We start from the raw sequence: 19,993 nt of genomic DNA, 5'->3' as shown, positions 1-19,993 counted from the left end.
TAGCTTTATAAGATTAAAATCATACAGTGAAGTTCATACTGCAAAGCTTATATATAAGCGATAACAAACAGATAAAGATTAAGCTTCTTTACGAATTAACTTAACCGCTTTATCAAGCACACCATTAACAAATTTATGACTATCATCAGCAGCAAAAGATTTAGCAAGTTCAATCGCTTCGTTGATCACAACTTTGTAAGGTACATCTAGGCACTCTTTCAATTCAAAAATAGCAACTCTGATCACGGCTTTCTCAACGTGATCAATATCTTCAATTGGTCGATCAACATGAGGAGAAATTATTGCGTCTAATTCGCTAACTGATGATGTTACACCACGGAATAATTGTTGAAAAAATGGGATATCAAAACGACGTGCCGCATTATCCACTAAAAAATTAGTTTCAATTTCGTTCACAGCATTTTGACTTAACTGCCAAGAGTAAACAGCTTGAACAGCTAACTCTCTGGCTTTTCTTCTAGGTGATGGCTTCACAGGTATATCCAAATATAAATAAAAATTGACTAACGATTAACATTAAAAATATAAGATAAAACTTATAGTTTCTCTAAAACATTAATCATTTCTAAAGCACTTAATGCAGCTTCTGCACCTTTATTACCGACTTTAAGACCAGCTCTATCAATAGCTTGCTCAATAGTGTCGGTAGTAATAACACCAAAAGCTACAGGTAAGGTATATTCCATAGCAACTTGCGCTAGGCCTTTATTACATTCACCCGCAACAAAATCAAAATGAGGCGTGCCACCACGAATTACCGCTCCAATAGCAATAATAGCGTCAAAGCCACCTTTTTGTGCAACACGTTTAGCGGCAACAGGTAATTCATAGGCACCAGGTACACGAATTACAGTAATATCTTCATCTGCAACATTACCGTGACGCTTAAGTGCATCAACCGCACCTTCTAATAAACTCTCAACAACAAAACTGTTAAAACGAGAAACAACAATGGCAACTTTCTTGCCTTTAGCATCAAAATTAGCTTCGATTACGTTCATGGAAAAATCCTATCGGTAAAAAATTGACGCGATTCTATCAAAAATCAGAAGATTTAGGTACTCGTTTATTATTTAAATGTTCAACAATGGGTAGCAACATAATTCTATAAATTAACCAACCAAGTTGAAAATATAGACAACTAATTGAAACGATACTGATTCAACATGCCGCCACCAAACAAAACTAGTACATCAAATAACCATAAAAATCACGATAATAAAGATAAAAAGAAAGATAAAGCTTCATTTACACTTATTTACTTAAACACAGTTTACAATTTCAAAAGCATTACCTTATAATAGCCAATCTTTTGTGGGCATATGCTCCACAAATCATCTAATAACTGCAAGATTTTCTAATGTTAAACGTTAATTTCCAAAATATAGCGTTTAAGTAAATAGAAAAATAAACATACCAAGGAAAGTACCGCTTCTATGTCTCAAGAATACAACCCCTCTCAAGTAGAAGACGACGAAATTGACCTAGCCGAACTTTGGCGTGCCATTTGGGCAGGTAAGTTTATTATTATAGCCATCACCTTTGTATTCGCTGTAGCCTCAGTATTTTATGCCCTTTCAAAACCCGACGTTTATAAAGCTTCTGTACTACTATCTCCTGTTTCATCGCAGAGCGGAAGTGGTGGGCTTGGCGCACTAGCTGGACAGTTTGGTGGGTTGGCTAGTTTAGCAGGTATCAATTTAGGTGGTGGTGGTGGTGGCGATCAAACATCTATCGCATTAGCTACATTAGAATCACGTTCATTTATAGAGAATTTCATCAAAAAGCATGATCTAATAGTGCCATTAATGGCTTCTAAAAAATGGGACAAAGCAACTAATTCTTTGATATTGAACAATGAGTTATATGACGAAAAACAAAAAAAATGGCTTGACTTATCAAAAACAGCCAATCCTACGCCATGGGATACATACAAGAAATTCTCTAGCCTACTATCCGTGTCACAGGATAAAAAAACATCTTTAATTACTATTAACCTCGAATTTTATTCTCCTTTATTAGCTAAACAATGGTTAGCACTATTAATAAAAGAAATAAATACATTTACTCGGGAACAAGAAAAAGAAGAAACCAAAGCTTCTATAGAATACTTAAAAAATGAATTGAAAAGCATACAAACAAGTAATATGAAAACTGTATTTTATCAACTAATAGAAGAGCAAACAAAAAATATGATGCTCGCACAAGTAAAGAAAGAATACATATTTAAAACAATTGATCCAGTGCAAGTTCCGGATCAAAAAGATAGCCCCAAACGAAGTCTAATAATTTTATTAGGCATTATTTTTGGAGGAATGCTATCAATCTCATTTATCTTGATTCGTTATTTTATAACGCTAAAGCAGTAGTTACCAGTATAATAATGCTTGACTTTTCAATGTTACATACTAACCAATACCTGAATATTGGTAATAACTATCTTAAGTATGGTTAAATTAACATTTATAAAATCCTAACTAAACAAACTAATTGGAACAAAATGAAAACTAAAATTGGTGTTATTACATATCATGCCTCACACAATATTGGCTCAATGCTACAAACATATGCGTTACAATATATACTTACTAACAGATTTAATGCTGATGTCGAGATTATTGATTTTTCTAGTAAAGAGCAACAAAACATGTATTCTATATTTCCTAGAATTGATAATAATAAAATATTAATAAAGAATATTTTAAATTTTATATTTTACCCTCTTATAAAAAGCAGATTTGATGACTTTGAAAAGTTTATTTCAGAACATTTTGTTTTAACTGATAACTCATATGATAGTTGTGATAGTTTATCTGAATTAGATGGTAAATATGATTATGTTATTTGTGGAAGCGATCAGATTTGGAATGTTAACTGTACTGACTTTGATGATGCCTATTTTCTTCCTTTTATTTCTTCTTCAAACTCTAAGAAGATATCATATGCGCCAAGTCTTGGTGGAAAAAATATACTAACAAGCAATATTGATACAAATAAATATAAAGAATATATTAATTCATTTCATAGTTTATCGGTAAGAGAAGTTAATGGTAAAGAGTGGTTAGATAAACTCAGTGGTAAGGATTTTAGTATTGTTGCAGATCCCACTTTATTAGTAGATATTTGTGAATGGGATTCTCTTGCCAGTGAAAAACTTTATAATGAAGATTATATTTTTTTTTATGGTGTTCCTTTCAGTCCAAAAACATATGATATAGTTGTCAAACTATCAAAGAAACTCAATATGCCTGTTATTATGCTAGATGCAAAATCATGGTTATATAAAGGTAATATGTTTAAAGGCATTAAATTATCAAAAAATGGCTCTCCAACTGAATATTTAAGTTTAATAAAACATTCTAAATTAGTAATTACCACTTCGTTTCACGGTTCTATATTTGCTTCCTTATTTAAAAAGAACTTTTGGACTGTAACATACAAAGAAACAAATTTAGATGATGACCGCGTGAAAACGCTTTTAAATCAATTAGGCCTTTCAGAGCGGTTTGTTTACTTAGAAGATCATGAAAAATATAATATTTTAGAGGATATAGACTATACAGATTTTGATGAAAAGTTAAATGAATTTAAAAAGCGTAGTTTAGATTTTCTAAATCACGCAATAAATAAATAATTCATCCGAGTTATGCTCTTTTATTAACTTTGCCATTTAATGAAGTGTTATCTTCAGACTAAATATAAGATATTATCATGCCATTTTTTAGTATTATCATCCCAGCATATAATTCAGAGGAATATTTAGAACGATGTATTAATAGCGTTCTATGCCAAGAATATAATAACTATGAACTCATAATCGTTAATGATGGTTCTACAGATAAAACCAAACAAGTAGCTGAAAAACTTGAAAGCAATAATAGGAACGTAAAATTACTAAACCAAGATAATGCTGGTGTTTCAGTTGCAAGAAATAAGGGATTGCTTTTAGCAACTGGAAAATATGTAATATTTTTAGATAGTGATGACTGGGTTTTACCTGGGTATTTATTATTTTTAAATGATAAATTAAACTTACATTCATATGATGGGGTTGTATTATCGCATTATACCAGTGACGGAAACACATTAGATAAACAGGAAAATCAACTTGTACTACAAGGACTTAATGAAATCAATGGGTATCTTTATGGGCACGCATTTCTTCAACGCTTTATTACAAATAGTCCTTGGGATAAAGTTTTTTTAAGGGAGCTATATATTAAAGAGAAGTTAGAGTTCCCTAAAGGAATGACTGTTGGGGAGGATGCGATCGTAATGTCAACTCTAGGTTTATCAAGTATGAAAGTTGGAGCATACTCTGATGGCTTTTTAGTCTACATGCGAAATACAATGGGAGTGACAAAGTCAAAGGTAAATAGTAAACAGTTAATAGACATAAGTAACTCGGTGAAGTTGATATCGGATAGATATAAAGACGATTATGAACCGGGTTTGATATCATATATGGCATTCAGGCAACTGGTATTTTACATTTTAAACACCCCCCCTAGTAAAGTTCAATTAGTTGAATTCAGTGATCATGTTATAAGATTAAATACTTCATTTTTACCCAATAAAAAATGGAAAATCATACATTTCATACTTAAAAATTCAATAAAATTATCATTATTATCTTTGTTAATAAAAGTAAATGTATTTTTATACGATAAAAAGTCTTAAAAATGCAAATAGCCACCTTTACACTTTTATGTATATTATTTTTATTTACAATTAGTAAACTAAAACACTCATTATTTTACTTGCTACCATTCATATACCTTTCAGTAACTATATATACATTCATAGGTACAGAATTTCTCAGCTACGCAAAAAATGTACCATTTAATTTCTTTGAAGATTTATCAGGAACTGTATATCAGGATATTTATTTATATTATTTGTTAGCCTCCTTTTCATTCATACTAGGGTTACTTACATTTAAGAATGCTGATATTTTGATTTTATTTAGAATAAAAAAGCAAGTAAATTTCAACTCAAAAGTAAAAGGAAAATATGTTATATTTTTGTATGTAGCTACTATTCTATTTCTGCATTTGGGCTATGGTATTGAAAATCTGTATTATAGGGAAGGCTATACTCTTGGTGATAATGGTATTACTGCATTTAGAATACTATATACAATGATATTACCTCTAACTTGCCTTTTAATACCATTAATAAAATCTAATTCTAAACGTTACATATTAATCTTAATCTTATTTATTCTTATCCAAGGGACAAGTAGCCGAAACCTAGTTTTAATACCTGTATGTTATTATATAGGTGCATTTTTACGGGATCAAAAAGTCAGTTTACCCAAAAGTATATTAGCTTTAATTATGATTGTATTATCAGTGAACATAGCAATACAGTATAGAGATAATCAAAGCCAAGGAGTAATACCAAATATAATCTACTTTTATACCTATGGGTTAAATTTTGATGTCACAGAGTATGCAATTAATTATCTAACAAGCTTCTCTATTTACGCTTCTGCGATAACATTACATGAGCATGAATTCAATATCCAGTCATTCTTGGTGTCTATTAACCCTTTACCTTCTCAATATTTAAATATTGAGAATATGGTTGATACACAAAAACTTAATTCATATGCACCATTTCCTGCAATTGGAATGTTAACATTAGGGGGGCCAAGTTTAGTTTTTATTTATTATTACTTATCGGCATTAATCTGGTCTTACTTTGGGCTATTTTTAGCATCTCGATCAAAAATATTGGCTATAGCGACGTTGATGTTATTTATTTTATTTTGTTTTTTAAGCCTACAATATAATTTAAGAAGTGTAACCCGATTACTATACTATTTAATTCTCATTTCTTTTATTTTAAAGTTCATCAGAATTTTGAATTATAACTTTACCCAAAGGTTGATTAAAGCAGGTACTTTAAAAAAATGATGATCTATTTAAAGAATTCATTTTGGATGATGCTAGATAAAGTGTTTATTCTTGGTGGAGGGCTTTTTGTTTATATAATAGTTTCAAACTATCTTGGACCAAGTGAATTTGGAAAAATAGCTTTTGCTGTAGCTATATCATCCTTACCTATAACAATATCACAATGGGGGGCAAATCAAGTAATATATAAAATTGCTGTGATAAAACCTTTGAGGAGTATAAGGTATATTTTTTCAACAGAAAAATTAAGGTTTTTAATATACATTATAGTATGTTGCCCTATTATTTTTTTTTTGGTATACGTCTGAAAAATATACAGATGATATATTTACTTTAACAACGATACTTTTATCACATGTTTTTGTAGGACTAGATATAATTCAATATCATTATAATGGTATTTTGAAGTCTAAAATTAACGCTACATCGAGCATGATATCAAAACTGATCTCTATGATAAACAGACTGTTTTTTGTTTATTTGAAATTAGATGCAAAATGGTTCTTTATACCTTATTTACTAAACAATTTATCATCATATATTTTAAGAAGAAATAAACTTCCTAAAGTCAAATCAAAAATAAGAAAAAATCATACTAAAAGCTTTATAAATACAGGTACTCCATTCTTAATTGTAGGTATATTTACTATTTTTTACACAAAGATAAGTGAAGTTATGCTTGGAAACTTAACAGATTATAGAGAGCTTGCTATATTTAACGTGGCTATAACTCTAGGCTTTGCTTGGACTTTTGTTCCCCATTCACTTGGGCTTACATTTTTAACTAAAGCGTTACAAGCTAAAAAAGAGGAAGAACGCCTATCCAACTATTCTATAATATTATTATTAGTTTGTATTACTTCGCTGCCATTCATATTAATAATTAGTTTTTTTTCACCTTTTATTATTGATGTTCTATTTAATGAGGAATATTCATTAGCGGCAGATTTACTTCCTTTACTTGCTATATCTTCTCTATTAAGTGTATTGAATGTCATCAGTAACAGGATAATAGGTTTTTATGACGGAGGAGGAAAATATCTTTATAAAAAAGTATTTATTTGCAGTTTAGTATCAATTATTTCAAGTTATTTTTTTATTACACACTTTGGAATTATGGGCGCCGCATATTCAGTTGTTACATTAGAGCTGATAAGTTTAACGATTGGAAACTATATTTTCAAAAAAGGGATGATATTCAAACTGCATATAAATATTTTTAATATTAATATGCTTAAACAAGGTTTTAATAAGCTAACTTCAATAACAAAAAAGAGCTAGTTTGAATTATAATAATTCAATAATAGATAAAGAATGTAATGATATTTTTTAAGGATTTTCAATAAGGCTTATATGAAAGTTTTTTTTCTAGTGCAATGCCATAAATTAACCACACCATTAACATACAATATACTGAAACTAAGTAAAATTAAAGATGTTAAAATTTTTATTCATGTAGATAAAAAAAGCGATATTAATCAATTTATTCACTTAGAAGGCCCTAATATCATATTTATAAAAAAAAGAATTGATGTTCACTGGGGAGGACAAGCTCAAATAAATGTTTCTTTAAATTTATTTAAAGAAATTATTCACCTAGATTATGATTATGTTTCATTTATTTCTGGTGATGATCTTTTTTATAGAAGCTTTTCAGATTTCAAATCATTCTTATTAAATAATAATGGGAAAGAATTTATAGGTATTGACTCTTCATCAGAACAGAGTTTTCAGCAACGATTTAAAATGAGATACCCAAGTATTTATTTTGATAGATACTTACCTTTATGGTTAAGAATCTCAAAAAAAGCATACTCGACTTGTTATAAATTTGGTTTTTTTCAGAATAAAACACCTGCGCCATTTACAAGATTTTATAAAGGCTCTAATTGGTTTACATTATCTAAATTATCTATAGATTACATCTTCACAACTATAGAAAAAAATTCAGATATTATGAAGTTTTTTCAGAATTCGTTTTGCTGTGATGAAATTATATTTCAAACTATATTAATGAATAGTGAATTCAAAAACTCAATATATAAAATATTTGATGATGATTATGATGATAATAGGATGTCACTAAGGTATATCGATTGGAAAAGTGGACCAGAATATCCAAAAATACTTCATAAAAAAGAACTTCAAAAAGAATTTCCTTTAGATTCTTTTTTCATAAGAAAAGTAGACAGTCAAATCCCATTAGATTTTATTGTAAACACATTTGATATTGAGTAAGAGATATGAGTCGTAATAAAAAACTGCTTTTTTGGGGGGAACTCCCCCCTGACGTTTACCATGGGATTAGTTTAAGTAATGAACTAATATTATCTACATTATCTGAAGAGTTTGATTTATATAAAGTTAAAGATAATGCTAGCTTTAAGAGCACTCCTCTAAAGCTATTTTCATTATTTATATCTATATTAAAACTAATATACTTTAGCTTCAAAAAGCCAAATATCTATTATTTAAACTTACCAATGTCATACTTGGGTTTACGGAAAACAATATTTTCAATTTACCTCATCAGATTTATATCACCCAAAACGAAAGTGATAACACATTTACATAGAGGCGATTATTTAGAGTTTATAAAAGAAAAAAAACATAAAGAACTTCTTAAAAAAGCATTTAAGCATATTACAGCAATTATAGTACTTTCAGAAATATCATCAACAGAGTTGATTCAGAGTGGGTTGATTCATAAAGATAAAATCATTGTCATCCATAATAGTGTTAAAATCTTAACACCTAAAGAGAGTATTGATGTTTATAGACAAGTTAATGATGATGCTCCTTATCTATATTGCCTCTGTAATTATATCCCATCAAAAAGAATACATTCACTTGTCAGGATTGTTAATAACTCTAACTTTATAAAAGTTAAGTTCAATGGCGCTAAATCAAGTGATGAATATATGGATGAATTATTAAATATAGATCGTAAGACTATTTGTGATTTTGGAGGTGTAATCGAAAATCAAAATAAAGAAAAAAAATTAAATTCAGCTTATGCATTAGTTTTACCATCTTTGAATGAAGGAATGCCTCTAGTAATTCTTGAGAGTTTAGCTCAAGGAACCCCTGTAATTTGTTTTAACGTCGGGTTTATTAGTGATTATTTAGGAATTAACTACCCTGGCTTAGTAAAAGAACTCTCTGATGATGCATTAAAAGAAAAAATAAAATGGTTACAAAACTTAACCTATGATGAATATCATAAGCTACGTAAAACTTCATTCAACATTTTTTGGGAACAATATTCACAGAAGAAATTAAAACGTATCATATTAGATCGATTTGAAAAGATATAAATACAACTGTTTATTATAAAAATTTATTATTTAATAATTCTTATGAGGGCTTATCCATTTCGTTAGACTAGCCCTTAATGTTATAATTTACATATTGATCTAGAAAGACTTAAATTTATGTCTAAGTTTTTAATATAGATTTAGTTCACTGTCCGATAACTTTATAACATAAACACTACTAAAAATTTGAACTTTATGAATTATTAATAAGTGATGAAGTAATCCCTCATACAAACTGGTATTTTAATGAAAGTTAGTATAATTACAGCAACATATAATAGTGCCTCTACTATATTAGACACGATAAAGTCTATAGAGTCTCAATCATATGAGAGCATCGAATATATTATTGTTGATGGTAACTCATCTGATGACACGATTGAATTAATTCAGAAAAATTGTACTAAAGTGAGTACTTTTATTATTGAAAAAGATAAAGGTATCTACGATGCACTCAACAAAGGGTTAGCTGTAGCTACAGGTGATATTGTGGGTTTTTTACATTCTGATGATTTATTTGCATCAGAAAACTCTATTTCCAATTTGGTATCTGCGTTTGAAAATGATTCAGATGCAATATATGCTGATCTCGAATATGTTCAAAAATCAGATACAAATAAAGTGGTTAGGCTATGGAAAAGCGGAGTATTTAATATATCTAAAATCAATAATGGTTGGATGCCTCCACATCCAACATTTTATATGCGAACTTCTTTATACAAGAAATATGGAAGTTTTAATCTTGATTACAAAATTGCGGCCGATTACGACTCATTATTACGGTATTTGTGGGTAAATAAAGTTCAAGTATCTTATTTACCAGAAGTGTTAATTAAAATGAGAGTCGGTGGTGCGAGTAATAGAAGTCTGAAGAATATTTATCAAAAATCGTTAGAAGATATAAAAGCGTTAAAATCAAATAAAGTTCCTGTTTTTAAAGCGTTCATTATTAAAAATATATCTAAAATTCCTCAATTTATTTTTAAGTAAGAAACTTTGAATAAAATTCAAACGCTGTCTTCTTTAAGATTAATTTATTAATAGACTGATTCATGAAATAATAAATCATTAGCGTTTGATTACATTTAAAGTAGAACCATATAAGGTACTAAGATGCATAAAGGAATTATTTTAGCAGGAGGAAGTGGCACTCGCCTTTACCCTCTTACCAAAGTTGTAAGCAAACAGCTTATGCCTGTTTATGATAAACCTATGGTTTACTACCCTCTTGCGACATTAATGCAAGCAGGCATTCAAGATATATTAATTATATCTACGCCTGAAGAAACTCATCGTTTTGAAGATTTATTAGGTGATGGTAGTAACTTCGGAGTTTCTATCTCTTATAAAATCCAGCCTAGTCCGGATGGCTTAGCACAAGCATTTATATTAGCTGAAGAGTTTCTTGACGGTTCTGCTGCTGCACTTGTACTTGGTGATAACATGTTCTACGGTCATGATTTAACTAAATCACTACAAAATGCAAATGCTCAAGAAGTCGGTGGCACTGTTTTTGGTTATCATGTATCTAATCCTCGTTCGTATGGAGTAGTAGAGTTTGATGAAAGTGGCACGGCTATTTCTGTTGAAGAAAAGCCTTTAGAGCCTAAATCAAATTACGCAGTTCCTGGTCTGTATTTTTTTGATAAACGCGTTGTTGAATTTGCTAAAAATGTTAAACCTTCCGCTCGTGGTGAGTTAGAGATTACTGATGTTATTGAGCAGTATTTAAAGGCTGGTGAATTGAAAGTTGAAATTATGGGCCGCGGTACCGCTTGGTTAGATACAGGTACTCATGATGATTTACTCGCTGCTGCTAACTTTATTTCTACTATAGAAAAACGCCAAGGCCTAAAAGTTAACTGCCCTGAAGAAGTTGCCTATAGAAACGGTTGGTTGAGTAAAGAAAAGTTAATCACTATTGCTGAACCACTTCGTAAGAGTGGCTATGGCGAATATTTATTAAAGCTGATTAATGAGCGAGTATTTTAATGAAAGTTGTTGATACGAGTATCCTAGATGTAAAGATTATAGAACCTAAAGTATTTGGTGACGAACGTGGATTTTTTCTTGAAACCTTTCGCGACGATTGGTTTAGAGAAAATGTTGCTGATGTTGTTTTTATACAAGACAATCATAGTAAGTCCTCACAGGGTATCTTGCGTGGTATGCATTACCAACTTGAACAAACTCAAGGCAAGTTAGTACGAGTAACATCGGGTGAGGTTTATGATGTAGCAATTGATATGCGTAAAAGTAGTCCAAGTTTTGGCCAATGGTTTGGTGTGTTGCTTTCTGCTGAAAATAAACGTCAATTATGGGTACCTGCAGGCTTTGCTCATGGCTTCTATGTAACAACTGATTCTGCTGAGTTTGTTTATAAATGTACTGATTATTATTCGCCTCAACATGAAGTTTCAATTAAGTGGGATGATCCTAAGCTAAATATTAATTGGCCTATTTTAGCAAATAGTATACCTTCGCTGTCTGCCAAAGATGAGAACGGGCTGTTATTTGATGATGCACCTACGTTTGATTAATCACCTCTCCCCTTTTAAGAATTTATATAGAGTTAAATATAACTATGAAAAAAACAATTTTTGTAACAGGTGGGGCTGGTTTTATCGGTTCTGCCTTAGTACGCTATTTAATAAACGAAACCGAACATAATGTTATTAATTTTGACAAGTTAACCTATGCTGGAAATTTAGAATCGTTAGCCTCAGTAGATTCAAGTGATCGTTACACTTTTGTTCAAGGTGATATTTGTGATCGTAAAATATTAGATGATGTATTTAAAAAACATCAACCTGATTATATTATGCATCTTGCTGCTGAAAGCCATGTTGATCGTTCTATTGATGGTCCTGGTGAATTTATTCACACAAATATCACAGGTACTTACGAACTATTAGAAGCGGCAAGAAACTACTTTTTATCGTTAGATACAGATAAACAATCAATATTCAGATTTCATCATATTTCTACCGATGAAGTATATGGCGATTTAGGTGAAACAGGATTATTTACAGAAGAAACCCCTTATGAACCAAGTTCACCTTATTCTGCATCTAAAGCCGCATCAGATCATTTAGTACGCGCTTGGTATAGAACCTATGGGTTGCCTGTTGTTGTAACTAATTGTTCGAATAACTATGGTCCTTACCATTTTCCTGAAAAGTTAATACCTCTTATTATTTTAAACGCTCTTGAAGGCAAGTCTTTACCTGTTTATGGTGATGGTAAACAAGTAAGAGATTGGTTGTATGTTGAAGATCATGCGCGCGCTCTTTATAAAGTAGTTTCTGAAGGTACTATTGGTGAAACCTATAATATTGGTGGCTTTAATGAAAAGCAGAATATTGAAGTAGTAACAACTATTTGTAACCATTTAAATGAACTTATTGCAGATAAACCTGTTGGAATTTCAGACTTTAATGATCTCGTTACTTTTGTAAAAGATAGACCTGGACATGATGTACGTTACGCTATTGATGCATCTAAAATCAACAAAGAGCTAGGCTGGCATCCTGAAGAGACCTTTGAGTCTGGTATTAAAAAAACGATTGAATGGTATTTAACTTCGACAGAATGGTGTCAACATGTTCAAGACGGTTCGTACCAGCGTGAGCGGTTAGGTAACTAATTTTTTGTTAGCTTATATTTAAGCTCCCAAAGCCGTAGTTAACACTACGGCTTTATTTTAACTTTTGTTAAACAATTAAATGGTAATTCAGTGAAAATTCTTATTATCGGAAAAAGTGGACAGCTTGCAAATGAATTGCTTGTTGAAAAGCCACAACACTATGAAGTATTAACTTTAGGACGTAATGATGTAGATATTAGTGATCTAATAGCACTCGATAAAATGGTTAGTGATTACCAGCCTGCTGTGATTATTAATTCATCTGCTTATACTGCCGTAGATAAAGCAGAATCAGATATTGAAGCTGCTTATGCCATCAATCATATTGCGGTAGAAAACTTAGTTGCAGTAGCCAAGAAGTATTCTGCCAAATTAGTGCATGTATCAACAGATTTCGTCTTTAACGGTGAAAACACAACACCGTATAAGATTGATGATATTACATCACCTACAAGCGTATATGGAGCTTCTAAACGTGCAGGTGAATTAACTATTACTGATAAGTACCCAGAAAATTCAAGTATTATCCGAACTTCTTGGCTATATTCTACTTTTGGTAATAACTTTGTTAAAACCATGCTTAAGTTAATGGAAGAAAAAGAAGAATTAGGCATAGTTGATGATCAGATTGGCTCACCTACATCTGCCAAAGGCTTAGCAAAGTTTATTTGGGCTTTAATAGCTCAACCTAAAGCTGATTTGATCTATCATTGGTGCGATTCGGGAAGTACTAACTGGTATGACTTTGCTTTGGCTATTCAAGAGGAAGGATTAAAACAAGGCTTGTTATCCAAGAGAATCCCTATTAAAGGTATACCAAGCTCGTCGTACCCTACTCCAGCTAAAAGGCCTAAGTACAGTGTTTTAGATTGTATAAGTTCGCAAAAGATACTAGCTTCAACAGATTGGCAAGAACAGCTAAGTAACTTTATGGATGAATATAATAAATAAAGCAGAGTAGCTATTTAGTTTTACTTAATTAGTAAGCAAAAAAAAATAGCGAATATATTAAGTATATTTGCTATTTTTTTGTCTGTTTTTTTGTTCGTTTTTATCTACTTCTTAATAAATTCAATTTACTCTACATATCATATCTTAGCCTAGCTTAATTTAATCAGCTTTTAAGACTTTAGTAAATTTCCACGCATGTTGTAAGCCAAATGAATACACAACAAATAATGCAATGAATAATAAAAGCATAATCGACTCAGGTATTTCTAATAGCTCACCTAATATACCCACACTAGAAAAAACAATAGCAAGCAAACTTATAGCTAATAATGCTTGTCTCGACGTTAAGCCAAGTCGCATACAAATATGATGTAAATGGCCGTTATCTGCTTGAAATGGTGATACACCTTTTTTAATTCTACGTAACATAATCGCAAGCATATCAATAAGTGGCACAGCTATTATCCATAATGCCGTTACAGGCCTAAAAGCAGCTGTTTGTAATTCGTTGTCTTGTGAACCAATGGTTAATAACCATATAACCGTTAAGCCCATGAACATACTTCCTGCATCGCCCATGAAAATCTTTTTACCTTTAGTTTTTTGTCGTTTAACGTTATAAAACAAATAAGGTATGGTAGCGACCACTAAGATTAAAGGTAGTAGTATGTCTCTTTCGCCACCTGCAAGTAGTGTGAGAATTGCTATAGATAATACCGTAATAATACTCATAGAACCTGCTAACCCATCTATACCATCAATCATGTTAAAAGCATTAATAGCAGCAATTGCAGCTAACATAGTAAAAATAATACCAAAAGGACCTATATCTACATTACCTAAAGCAAAAACATTACCAAAGTCGCTAATATATATTCCACCGCCAAACACCATAATACTGGCTATAAGTGCTTGTGCTAGCATCCGTGGAGCAACTCTTAAATCATAAATATCATCCAAAGTACCAATAAACACTAAGATAGCTGAAGAGATTAAATATAAATTTAATAATTGGCTTTGCTGAATAAATAATGTAGAGGCAATTAATACGCCTGTAAATATTGAAATCCCTCCAATAAGAGGAATTGCACCATTATGATTTTTTCTATCGGTAGGGTAGTCAATCAATCCAATTTGTGGTGCTAAAGGAAGTAATACTTTTATTGTAAAAATAGAAGCTAAAAAAGCAACACACAATGCAGGAAGCAAGAAAATCATTCGAAATACCATTTAAATTTATAGTTTTTAGGTAACAAATACTTTTGTTACCTAAGCTCAGCTTCAAGGTTAATTTATTAAAATAAATCACTCTAAAGCTGTTTACGATTAAATATAACATCTATGTAAACAATACATTGCTAGATGAGTAAAGCTATAACCATATAGCTTTACTCATATAATTTTACCTAAATATTATAGTCCAGTTATTGCTGCAACGGCAATTGCCGATTGATATATAATTTGAGTAACAGTTTGCCACAAAGTTATATCTTCCATAAAGTAAGTATCTAATGGTACAACAACAGTATCACCAGGCTTTATTTCATTATTATTTGAAGCGAACCAGTTACTGCTCTCAGGTATATGCACTGCTCCATTAGCTTTAATGACATAAACACGGTCTTCATCCGCTTGAATTTTAAGACCACCGCTGAGCTTAATATAATCATTATGTGTTAAGTTATTTTCATATAAATGTGAGCCTGCTACTTGTACTTGGCCAACAACATTTATCGTATTTCGTTTACTAGCAACAAAAATACTATCACCATTTTCCATGGTTATATTGTTACTTTTTCCAGACAATAAACTAGGAAGGTTGATAACTAGGCGACCTATAGGTTTAACTTTAATTAAATCATTCAATAAATCATTAACTTGCTCATAATCAATAGTGCCACCACTACGTTGAGATAATGTTTTAGTTGCTATTTCACGTCTTAGTTCTTCAGTAACATCTAATATATTTTTACTTTCTAGCCGTTTTAAGCTTTCTCTCGTAAACAAGGTTGCATTAAGATCTGCATAATCAGTTAACCCACCAGCTCGATCAATAAGCTGTGATAAGGTTTCACCTCTGCGAACAATATACTTACCTGGAAACCTAAACTCTCCATTAAGGCTAACAACTTGCTCTTCTTGCCAATAAGGTATTTTGTTAACGTTTAATCTGTCTCTACTTTTTAGTAATATATTGTCTGTAGTGCTACTAAGAGCATCTTTTAAGTTAATAGCAATTAATTCTTTTCTTACTTCATTATGAGTTAAATCATTTCGTGATAATTCAGCATTACCTAAAAACGCTGATTCTGATAAACCACCAGCTGCCGCGATTAGATCTTTAATATGACCATTTACGGGTAAAGGATAAGAACCTGGATATTTTACTGCGCCAGCGACATCCACTATTTGAACAGAATTATTAGATGCAGCTTGTTGCGTTAGGTTGCGGATAACAGGTAATAATAGACGCTGTCTAGAGAAAAAGCTAAGTTCTCTCGGTTTAAGCTCATCTAATTCACTTTTTTCGTTTAAAGGATCATATTCATCGTCAAACTGTTGTTCACCAAACTCTAACCAAAATTCTTTATCACTAAACCTTTCTTTAGCTTTAGATCTCTCTTCGTTAAGAAGTTCATCTTCTGTCATAACTAAACTACTTAATGTATTAACTTTATTAGTAACGACATCTTGATTTGAAAAAACAAGGAGCTTATCAAGAGGCTTAAGTATCAAGTTATCTTCAGAGTTGTAATTAGCAAGCGCCTTTTTTAAACTAAATTGATGAACCTCAATATCTCTACCTAAGCCAGACTGTCTGATAACTAAACTATAAGTTAAGTCAGCATCCTCTAATAAATCAGCTTGGACGCTAGGTATTAAGTCTGAAATTCTTTGATTACTTTTCCACTGATAAATACCAGGTCGAGAGACAGCACCTATTATTGATATTGATTGTTGGAATGTTTCAGAGCTTTTCATAATACGAATTACATCGCCTGCTTTAACGTTTTTGCTTTTCTCTGAGCTTGACGATAAATCGACATTGATAATTGAGCGTAAACTTTTTTCATTGTAACGCTCAATAATTGTAGATGAAGCATAAGCTGAAGGTAACAAGCCCCCAGCCATAGATAAGACTTCTCCAATCGTTTCATTTGAAGTCAGTTCGTAGATAGCAGGCCTTTTCACCTCGCCTTCAACTGTAACTCTACTTCCTACTGACGCAACAAAAACCACATCGCCTGATTTAAGCATAATGTCTTTAGAAGAGTCACCTTTAATTAATAAGTCGTATAAATCGACTGTTTGTACAAGTTTGCCGGCACGCTTTACTTGAATATTACGTAAAGAGCCAATATCGCTAATCCCACCCGCTGTAAAAATAGCATGAGTGACTGTCGATAAAGAGTTTAAAAGATAATTACCTGGTTTGAATGCTTCACCTAATACAAAAACACGGATAGAGCGTAATTCACTTAGAGTAATTACTACTTCAACACCTATCACTTTCTTCTGAATTTCGTTTCTTAAATAAGCTTTAGCTTCAGAAAAAGTCATACCTGAAACATTGTAAGCACCTAACCTTGGAATTATAACTTTGCCTTCTCTTGAAACAGGCATTTCGTATTCATCATTTTCTTTACCGAATACTTTGATATTAAGTGTATCGCCGGTACCGATGATATAACTTTCTGGAATGGCTACATCGTTTATTGGAGCAAAAGAGCTAGGTGCATTAGCAAATACATCATAACCAAATGCTGTTACCTTTTTCTCATCCTTGATGTCGAAAGATGCTTTATCATTATTAGTTTCGCGAGGTGTGTATTGTTCAAGTTCAGTAGGTTCGTTTTTATTTGATGATGAAGATTTATTAATTTGAGATTGAATTGAACTTAGATCAACGCCCATACTACTTGCTAAAGCTTTTTGTTGAGTTGGACTTAAACTTTTAAATTGTTCTATTTGTGCTGACGAGATGTTACTAGGTAACTGTGCTGAAAATACTGAAAGTGAGGTACAAATAAAAAACACCGAAAGTGTTAATTTTTGAATAAAGTTTGTCATTAAAAGCCAATCCTAGTGTATTAATGTTTTTTAGGGATTGTAACTTTGTTTAGTTACAATCCTTTGATGCTGAATTCTAGCATTTTAGCAGCTCACCATAAAGTATCGATTTAATGCTTTACTGCTTAATACCTGTATTTAATTGATAGAATTTGTGTATTGAAGTTAAACGTTATTCGTCGATTTCATCGAGAAATGCTTCAAGAGCTGCTTCATCTTCTGCATTTACTTCAATAGGTGGATTACCATCATAAACTTTGAAGTTCATGTTTTGGAAGTATGCATTCTTAACAAACTCATATGAGTCGATAGATTCGTCAATAAGTTTTTCTTGTTGAGATAATGCCGCTCTTTGCTCCAGTCCTACCACTGCAACTCTAACAACGTTTGGCCAAAAATCTAATACAGCTAATGGCCAGTAATATTTATCAACATAATCACCCACCTCTTCTCTTACTGACGAAGGACCTAAGCCTGGAATAACGATATAAGGACCATCGCCTACACCATAAGTTCCGAGTACTTCACCAAACTCTTCTTGTTTTCTGCCCCAACCAAAGTCGCTAGCGGGATCAAAAAAACCTAATAAACCGATAGTTGAGTTGAGCAAGAATCGTCCTGTACTTTCAGCCGCATCAACAAATTTAGCTTGTAGTAAATTATTGATGATTGCTGAAGGTTCATTTAGGTTCATCGCCATGTTGTAAACACCAGAACGTAAGCCTGTTGGTACATATTCCGCATACGCTGAAGATGCAGGTCTAGCTACATACTTATCAGCGTAATCCCAAGTAAACGTCCAAAACGGTCTATTAATAGACTCAAGTGGATCTTTAGAATCACTATGGTTTGAAGGTGTTGAGGAACAACCTGAAATGAATAGCGTACAGAGCATAACTAAAATTAATGAGGATGTTTTTAATAAACTAACCATAAGACGTTCACTGTTCCAGAAATTAAAGGTTTTATAACACTTTATAAAGCGATATTTATATATCGCGGGATTTTAGCACAACAGGTATTTAAAAATAATAAATAATTTTGATATGAAATTGTTAAATAATGTAAAAGTGAGCAATAAAACAATTACAACGTACTTTGTTTTTGATGAATTGATATCAACATTTCGGCTTCTGCTCTCGGTATATCGCACTCTCTAACAAGTTCTTCCGCATCGGCACCTAGCTCAACCATCTTAAATGCTCGGCTATACAATTTGTCTTCAGGTTGTTGTGATTGGGTTTGTTGTAGTTTAGCAATGTCTTCTTGAATATTTTTGATTCTGTGCTCAAGTTGCTTTGTTACTTGATTCAATTCAGTACTTTCAACCACATGTTGGCTGTTTAATTCTTTTAAAGATTTATCTAAGGTAAGAAATAAGGTTTGTAACTGATTAACAAAAAGTTCGCCAGAAGCCATATTGGTTTCTGTTAAGCGAACTTTTTTTGATAATGAACGTACTGAATTAAACAGCACTATGATCACAAGGAATAGTAGTGTTATTACAATTGCGAGGATTAGAAATTCGGGTGAATTAAACATGGTTTATTATTAAGCAATTAAAATTGCTTAACTTCATCCCATTCATCGTCTGAAAGTAACTTATTAAGGTCAACTAAAATAAGTAATTCACCATCTCTATTCGTTACACCCTGAATAAATTTAGCACTTTCGTCGTTACCAACATTAGGAGCTACATCAATTTCTGAGGCTCTTAAATATACAACTTCAGCTGCACTATCCACTAAAATACCGATAACTTGTTTGTCTGATTCAATAATCACAACACGCGTATTATCCGTAACTTCACTTGATTCTAAACCAAAGCGAGATCGCGTATCTATCACGGTAACAACATTGCCACGTAAGTTAATAATACCTAAAACATATAAAGGCGCTCCAGGCACAGGTGCAATTTCACTGTAGCGTAAAACCTCTTGTACTTGCATCACGTTGATGCCGTATTTTTCCGAGTCTAACTTAAATGTAACCCATTGGAGAACTTCATCTTTATCGTTTTTAGCAGATGTTTCATTTGTTAATTCTTTAGACATCTAATATTCCTC

At 31.8% G+C, this 19,993-nt stretch carries 20 protein-coding genes; 13 read left to right on the top strand and 7 right to left on the bottom strand.

Going from position 1 to position 19,993, the window contains the following annotated elements; translation table 11 throughout:
* Window positions 1–78: 78 nt before the first annotated feature.
* Both nusB and ribH read right to left on the bottom strand, forming a co-directional pair.
* Window positions 79–495: a transcription antitermination factor NusB gene (nusB, locus tag ACPUVN_RS00830; protein WP_426369762.1), complete on the bottom strand. Its 417-nt coding sequence runs from the start codon at window positions 493–495 to the stop codon at window positions 79–81.
* 62 nt (window positions 496–557) lie between these two features.
* Window positions 558–1,022: a 6,7-dimethyl-8-ribityllumazine synthase gene (gene ribH, locus ACPUVN_RS00825; protein ID WP_304368567.1), complete on the bottom strand. Its 465-nt coding sequence runs from the start codon at window positions 1,020–1,022 to the stop codon at window positions 558–560.
* 435 nt (window positions 1,023–1,457) lie between these two features.
* Here ribH and ACPUVN_RS00820 point away from each other — a divergent pair, with 435 nt between their 5' ends.
* The 13 genes from ACPUVN_RS00820 (at window position 1,458) to rfbD (ending at window position 13,856) form a co-directional block, all read left to right on the top strand.
* Complete coding sequence (locus ACPUVN_RS00820) at window positions 1,458–2,390, top strand: Wzz/FepE/Etk N-terminal domain-containing protein (RefSeq protein WP_426369761.1); 933 nt, start codon at window positions 1,458–1,460, stop codon at window positions 2,388–2,390.
* Between the two features lie 131 nt (window positions 2,391–2,521).
* A complete protein-coding gene (locus tag ACPUVN_RS00815) occupies window positions 2,522–3,655 on the top strand; it encodes a polysaccharide pyruvyl transferase family protein (protein ID WP_426369760.1) in 1,134 nt (377 codons plus the stop codon).
* A gap of 77 nt (window positions 3,656–3,732) precedes the next feature.
* A complete protein-coding gene (locus tag ACPUVN_RS00810; RefSeq protein WP_426369759.1) occupies window positions 3,733–4,701 on the top strand; it encodes a glycosyltransferase family 2 protein in 969 nt (322 codons plus the stop codon).
* 2 nt (window positions 4,702–4,703) lie between these two features.
* Complete coding sequence (locus ACPUVN_RS00805) at window positions 4,704–5,942, top strand: hypothetical protein (RefSeq protein WP_426369758.1); 1,239 nt, start codon at window positions 4,704–4,706, stop codon at window positions 5,940–5,942.
* Window positions 5,939–6,250 (top strand): oligosaccharide flippase family protein, encoded by a 312-nt coding sequence (locus ACPUVN_RS00800; protein WP_426369757.1) that lies wholly within the window; start codon window positions 5,939–5,941, stop codon window positions 6,248–6,250. Before ACPUVN_RS00805 ends, ACPUVN_RS00800 begins: the two co-directional genes overlap by 4 nt.
* Window positions 6,251–6,422: 172 nt before the next feature.
* Complete coding sequence (locus ACPUVN_RS00795; RefSeq protein WP_426369756.1) at window positions 6,423–7,223, top strand: hypothetical protein; 801 nt, start codon at window positions 6,423–6,425, stop codon at window positions 7,221–7,223.
* A gap of 72 nt (window positions 7,224–7,295) precedes the next feature.
* A complete protein-coding gene (locus tag ACPUVN_RS00790) occupies window positions 7,296–8,180 on the top strand; it encodes a beta-1,6-N-acetylglucosaminyltransferase (RefSeq protein ID WP_426369755.1) in 885 nt (294 codons plus the stop codon).
* 5 nt (window positions 8,181–8,185) lie between these two features.
* The gene (locus ACPUVN_RS00785) at window positions 8,186–9,259 is read left to right on the top strand and encodes a glycosyltransferase family 4 protein (RefSeq protein ID WP_426369754.1); all 1,074 of its coding nucleotides are present in this window, start codon (window positions 8,186–8,188) and stop codon (window positions 9,257–9,259) included.
* Between the two features lie 246 nt (window positions 9,260–9,505).
* A complete protein-coding gene (locus tag ACPUVN_RS00780) occupies window positions 9,506–10,249 on the top strand; it encodes a glycosyltransferase family 2 protein (protein ID WP_426369753.1) in 744 nt (247 codons plus the stop codon).
* A 123-nt stretch (window positions 10,250–10,372) separates the two neighbouring features.
* Entirely contained in the window at window positions 10,373–11,251 is an 879-nt protein-coding gene (gene rfbA, locus ACPUVN_RS00775; RefSeq protein ID WP_426369752.1) for a glucose-1-phosphate thymidylyltransferase RfbA, read from the top strand.
* Window positions 11,251–11,799 (top strand): dTDP-4-dehydrorhamnose 3,5-epimerase, encoded by a 549-nt coding sequence (gene rfbC / locus ACPUVN_RS00770; RefSeq protein ID WP_426369751.1) that lies wholly within the window; start codon window positions 11,251–11,253, stop codon window positions 11,797–11,799. The genes rfbA and rfbC overlap by 1 nt, the downstream gene beginning before the upstream one ends.
* 44 nt (window positions 11,800–11,843) lie before the next feature.
* Window positions 11,844–12,905, top strand: coding sequence for a dTDP-glucose 4,6-dehydratase (gene rfbB / locus ACPUVN_RS00765; protein ID WP_426369750.1), 1,062 nt, complete (start codon window positions 11,844–11,846; stop codon window positions 12,903–12,905).
* A 90-nt stretch (window positions 12,906–12,995) separates the two neighbouring features.
* Window positions 12,996–13,856, top strand: a complete 861-nt coding sequence (rfbD, locus tag ACPUVN_RS00760; RefSeq protein WP_426369749.1) for a dTDP-4-dehydrorhamnose reductase — start codon at window positions 12,996–12,998, stop codon at window positions 13,854–13,856.
* A 159-nt stretch (window positions 13,857–14,015) separates the two neighbouring features.
* Here the strand turns inward: rfbD and wecA are convergent, their stop codons facing one another.
* From wecA to ACPUVN_RS00735, 5 genes are all read right to left on the bottom strand, one after another.
* Window positions 14,016–15,074: a UDP-N-acetylglucosamine--undecaprenyl-phosphate N-acetylglucosaminephosphotransferase gene (wecA, locus tag ACPUVN_RS00755; protein WP_426369748.1), complete on the bottom strand. Its 1,059-nt coding sequence runs from the start codon at window positions 15,072–15,074 to the stop codon at window positions 14,016–14,018.
* Window positions 15,075–15,269: 195 nt separating this feature from the next.
* Entirely contained in the window at window positions 15,270–17,927 is a 2,658-nt protein-coding gene (locus ACPUVN_RS00750; protein ID WP_426369747.1) for an SLBB domain-containing protein, read from the bottom strand.
* 172 nt (window positions 17,928–18,099) lie between these two features.
* The gene (locus ACPUVN_RS00745; protein WP_426358481.1) at window positions 18,100–18,861 is read right to left on the bottom strand and encodes an MlaA family lipoprotein; all 762 of its coding nucleotides are present in this window, start codon (window positions 18,859–18,861) and stop codon (window positions 18,100–18,102) included.
* 152 nt (window positions 18,862–19,013) lie between these two features.
* Window positions 19,014–19,403 carry a DUF2802 domain-containing protein gene (locus ACPUVN_RS00740; RefSeq protein ID WP_426358482.1) on the bottom strand — a complete coding sequence of 130 codons (390 nt, stop codon included), beginning with the start codon at window positions 19,401–19,403 and terminating at the stop codon, window positions 19,014–19,016.
* A gap of 83 nt (window positions 19,404–19,486) precedes the next feature.
* Entirely contained in the window at window positions 19,487–19,981 is a 495-nt protein-coding gene (locus ACPUVN_RS00735) for a chemotaxis protein CheW (RefSeq protein ID WP_426358483.1), read from the bottom strand.
* Window positions 19,982–19,993: the final 12 nt, after the last annotated feature.

The organism is Pseudocolwellia antarctica (assembly GCF_049933045.1).
Lineage (GTDB): Bacteria > Pseudomonadota > Gammaproteobacteria > Enterobacterales > Alteromonadaceae > Pseudocolwellia.
This window is presented reverse-complemented; position numbering and strand designations above follow the sequence as displayed.